Genomic DNA, 3649 nt, shown 5'->3' with positions numbered 1-3649 from the left:
GCCGCTGTGGCTGGGGTCGATCAAGTCGAACATCGGGCACACGCAGGCGGCGGCGGGCGTCGCGGGCGTCATCAAGACGGTCATGGCGATGCGGCACGGCGTGCTGCCGCGGACGCTGCACGCCGACGAGCCGAACCCGCACATCGACTGGGACGCCGGGGACGTGCGGCTGCTCGCCCGTCCGGCCGCATGGCCCCGGACGGACCGGCCGCGGCGGGCCGCCGTGTCGTCGTTCGGCGTCAGCGGCACGAACGCGCACGTCATCCTCGCCGAACCCGGCCCCGACGACGTCCCCGACGACGGCACGGCCCCGGCGGAGCCCGCCCGGCCCGTCCCGTTCCTGCTGTCGGCGCGCTCGGAGGAGGCGCTGCGGGCGCAGGCCGAACGGCTCGGCGCGTACCTGGCGCGGCACCCCGACATCCCGGACGCGACGTGGCGCATTCGCTCGCCGTCGGCCGCGCCGCCTTCCGGCAGCGCGCCGCGATCCTCGCCGATTCGCGCGCGGACCTGCTGTCCGGGCTGGCGGCGCTCGCCGCGGACGGCCCGCCGCGCGGCCCGTCCCGTCCGGGGCCGACCGCGTTCGCGTTCTCCGGGCAGGGCAGCCAGCGGCCGGGGATGGGGCGCGGCCTGTACGAGGCGTTCCCGGTGTTCGCGGCGGCCATGGACGAGATCGCGGAGTACTTCGACATGCCCGTCCGGGACGCGATGTCCGACGGCGCCGCGGACCTGCTGGCCGACACGTCCTTCACCCAGCCCGCCCTGTTCGCCTTCCAGATCGCCCTCTTCCGGCTGCTGGAGAGCTGCGGGCTGCGGCCCGACCTGCTCATCGGGCACTCCATCGGGGAGGTCGCCGCCGCGCACGCCGCCGGGGTCCTGTCCCTCCCGGACGCCGCCGCGCTGGTCTCCGCGCGGGGACGGCTGATGCAGGCCGCCCGCGGCGACGGCGCCATGTTCGCCGTGCAGGCGGCCGAGGACGAGGTCCGCCCGCTGCTCACCGAGGGCGTCGACATCGCCGCCGTGAACGCGCCGTCGGCCACGGTCGTGTCGGGGACGGCCGCGGCGGCGGAGCGGATCGCGGCCCGGCTCGCCGAGCGGGGCCGCCGGACCCGCCGCCTCGACGTCCGCCGCGCCTTCCACTCCCCGCACATGGACGCGGTGCTCGACGAGTTCCGCGCCGTCGCGGAGGGCCTGTCGTACGCGGCGCCGACGATCCCGATCGCGGCCGCGACGCGGCGGAGCTGTGCGACCCCGCTCACTGGGCGCGGCACATCCGCGAGCCCGTCCGGTTCATGGACGGCGTCCGCGCGCTCGCCGACCGGGGCGTCGTCCGGTACGTGGAGTTGGCGCCCGTCCCGGTGCTGACCGCCGCGATGGGCGAGTCGCTGGCCGGTGCGCCCGGGCCGCGCGACCCGGCGCTGATCCCGGCGCAGCGCGGCGACCGCCCGCAGGCGCCCGCGCTGCTCGCCGCGCTCTGGCGGACGCGCACGTCGACGGCGACCCCGGTCGACTGGTCGCCGCTGCTGCCGGGACGCCGCGTCGAGCTGCCGACGTACGCGTTCGCGCGCCGCCGGTACTGGATCGACGCGCCCGCGCCGGGCGCCGCCGGGCCGTCCCCCGGCGGGCACCCGCTGCTGGAGTCGGCGGTGGACCTGGCGGACTCCGGCGGCCTGCTGCTGACCGGACGGATCGACTCCCGGACCCACCCGTGGACGGGCGAGCACACGCTGCACGGCGACCCGCTGCTGCCCGGCACGGCGCTGGTGGAGCTGGCGCTGCGCGGCGGCGGCCTCGCCGGATGCCCGCACCTGGCGGAGCTGACGCTGGAGGCGCCGCTGCCCGTCCCGGCGGGCCGGGGCGTCCGGGTGCAGGTCGCGGTGGGCGCGCCCGACGGCGGCGGGCGGCGCCCGGTCTCCCTGCACGCGCGCCCGTTCGGCGACGAGGACGCGCCGAGGACGCGGCACGCGTCCGGGACGCTCGCCCCCGAACCGGCCCCCGGACCGCCCGCGATCGGGGCGTGGCCGCCGCCGGGCGCCGACCCCCTCGACCACGACGGCCTCTACGCGCGGCTCGGCGACCTCGGCCTCGGCTACGGCCCGGCGTTCCAGGGCCTCGCGGCCGCGTGGCGCGGGGACGGCGACGTCTTCGCGGAGGTCCGCCCGCCCGAGGGGCTCGACGCCGCCGGGTACGGGCTGCACCCCGCGCTGTTCGACGCGGTCCTGCACGCCGCCGCGCACGACGCCGAGGCGCCGCTCGTCCCGTACGCCTGGACGGGCGTCGACCTGCACCCGGACGGCCGGGGCGGCGACGTGCTGCGGGCCCGCCTCACCCGCACGGGCCCGGACACGGTGGCGATCCGGGTCGAGGACGCGCGGGCGCGCCGCTGGCGACCGTCCGGTCGCTGCTGGTCCGCCCGGCGGGCACCGCCCCCCGCGACCTGTACACGGTGGAGTGGCGCGCCCTCGACGTCCCGGAGACGGACGGCCCCGAACCGGACGTCGTCGTCCTCGACACCGGACGGGACGCGGCCGCGACCGTCCGGGAGGTGCTGGACCACGTCCGGGACCGGCTCGCCGGGGACTCCGTCCCCGCCGCCCCGCTCGCGTTCGTGAGCACCGGCGCGGTCGCGGCGGCCGACCCGGCCGTGGCGGCGGCCTGGGGACTCGTCCGGTCCGCGCAGGCCGAGCAGCCGGGCCGGTTCGTCCTGCTGGACCGCGACGGCGCCGCGGCCTCCCACGCGGCGACCGCCGCCGCGCTCACGTCCGGAGAACCGGAAATGCGCCTGCACGAAGGCAACGTCCTCGTCCCCCGCCTGACCCGCGCCGATTCCGCCCCGGAACGCCTCCTCGCCAGAGATGCCGCAAACACCCGAAACACCGATGATGCCGGGGACGCGGGCCTGGACGACGCAAGCGGCACGACCGACCCGAGCAACATGGACCGCCCGAGCGGCACGACCGACCCGAGCAGCGTGAACGGCCCTAGCGGCACGACCGACCCGAGCAGCGTGGACGGTCGGGGCCCCGGGGATGGCAGGGGCCCCGTGGACGGTACTTGGCTGGTCACCGGGGGGACCGGGGGGCTGGGCGGGGTCGTGGCCCGGCATCTGGTGGAGCGGCACGGGGTTCGCCGTCTGCTGCTGGTCAGCCGGCGGGGACCGGAGGCGCCCGGGGCGGCGGAGCTGGTCGCGGGGTTGCGCGGGCTCGGCGCGGAGGTGACGGCCGCGGCGTGCGACGCCGGGGACCGGGAGGCGCTCGCCGGGCTGCTGCGCGCGGTCACCGCCGACCGTCCGCTCGCCGGGGTCGTGCACACCGCCGGGGTGCTGGACGACGGCGTCGTCACCGACCTCACCCCGGAGCGTCTCGACCAGGTGTGGCGTGCGAAGGCCGCCGCGGCGCGGCACCTGCACGAACTGACCGAGGGCCTGGGCCTGCGGGCGTTCGTGTTGTTCTCCTCGCTCGCCGGGACGGTCGGGAACCCGGGGCAGGCGAACTACGCGGCGGCCAACGCCTACCTGGACGCGCTCGCGGTGCGGCGCGCGGCGGCGGGGCTGCCCGCCGTGTCGGTGGCGTGGGGGCCGTGGGAGGTGCCCGGCATGGTCGACGGGCTCGGCGAGACGGCGCGCGCGCGCCTGCGCGGTCCGGGCTGGTGC

The 3649-nt window shown here is 78.5% G+C and carries 2 protein-coding genes and 2 pseudogenes; all 4 read left to right on the top strand.

Annotated features, from left to right (window positions below; genetic code table 11):
• Positions 1 to 4: 4 nt before the first annotated feature.
• Positions 5 to 358: pseudogene (locus tag BJF79_RS67665) on the top strand (ketoacyl-synthetase C-terminal extension domain-containing protein); the annotation flags it as partial.
• Between the two features lie 74 nt (positions 359 to 432).
• Positions 433 to 1362 (top strand): acyltransferase domain-containing protein, encoded by a 930-nt coding sequence (locus BJF79_RS63010; RefSeq protein WP_075903794.1) that lies wholly within the window; start codon positions 433 to 435, stop codon positions 1360 to 1362.
• A pseudogene (locus tag BJF79_RS34700) lies at positions 1290 to 2345 on the top strand (polyketide synthase dehydratase domain-containing protein); the annotation flags it as partial. The gene BJF79_RS63010 and the pseudogene BJF79_RS34700, both read left to right, overlap by 73 nt.
• Before the next feature lie 98 nt (positions 2346 to 2443).
• On the top strand, positions 2444 to 3649 hold a 1206-nt coding region (locus BJF79_RS34695; protein WP_410050182.1), incomplete at its 3' end, for a beta-ketoacyl reductase.

This window comes from Actinomadura sp. CNU-125 (assembly GCF_001942465.1).
In the GTDB taxonomy this organism is placed as follows: Bacteria; Actinomycetota; Actinomycetes; order Streptosporangiales; family Streptosporangiaceae; genus Spirillospora.
This window is presented reverse-complemented; position numbering and strand designations above follow the sequence as displayed.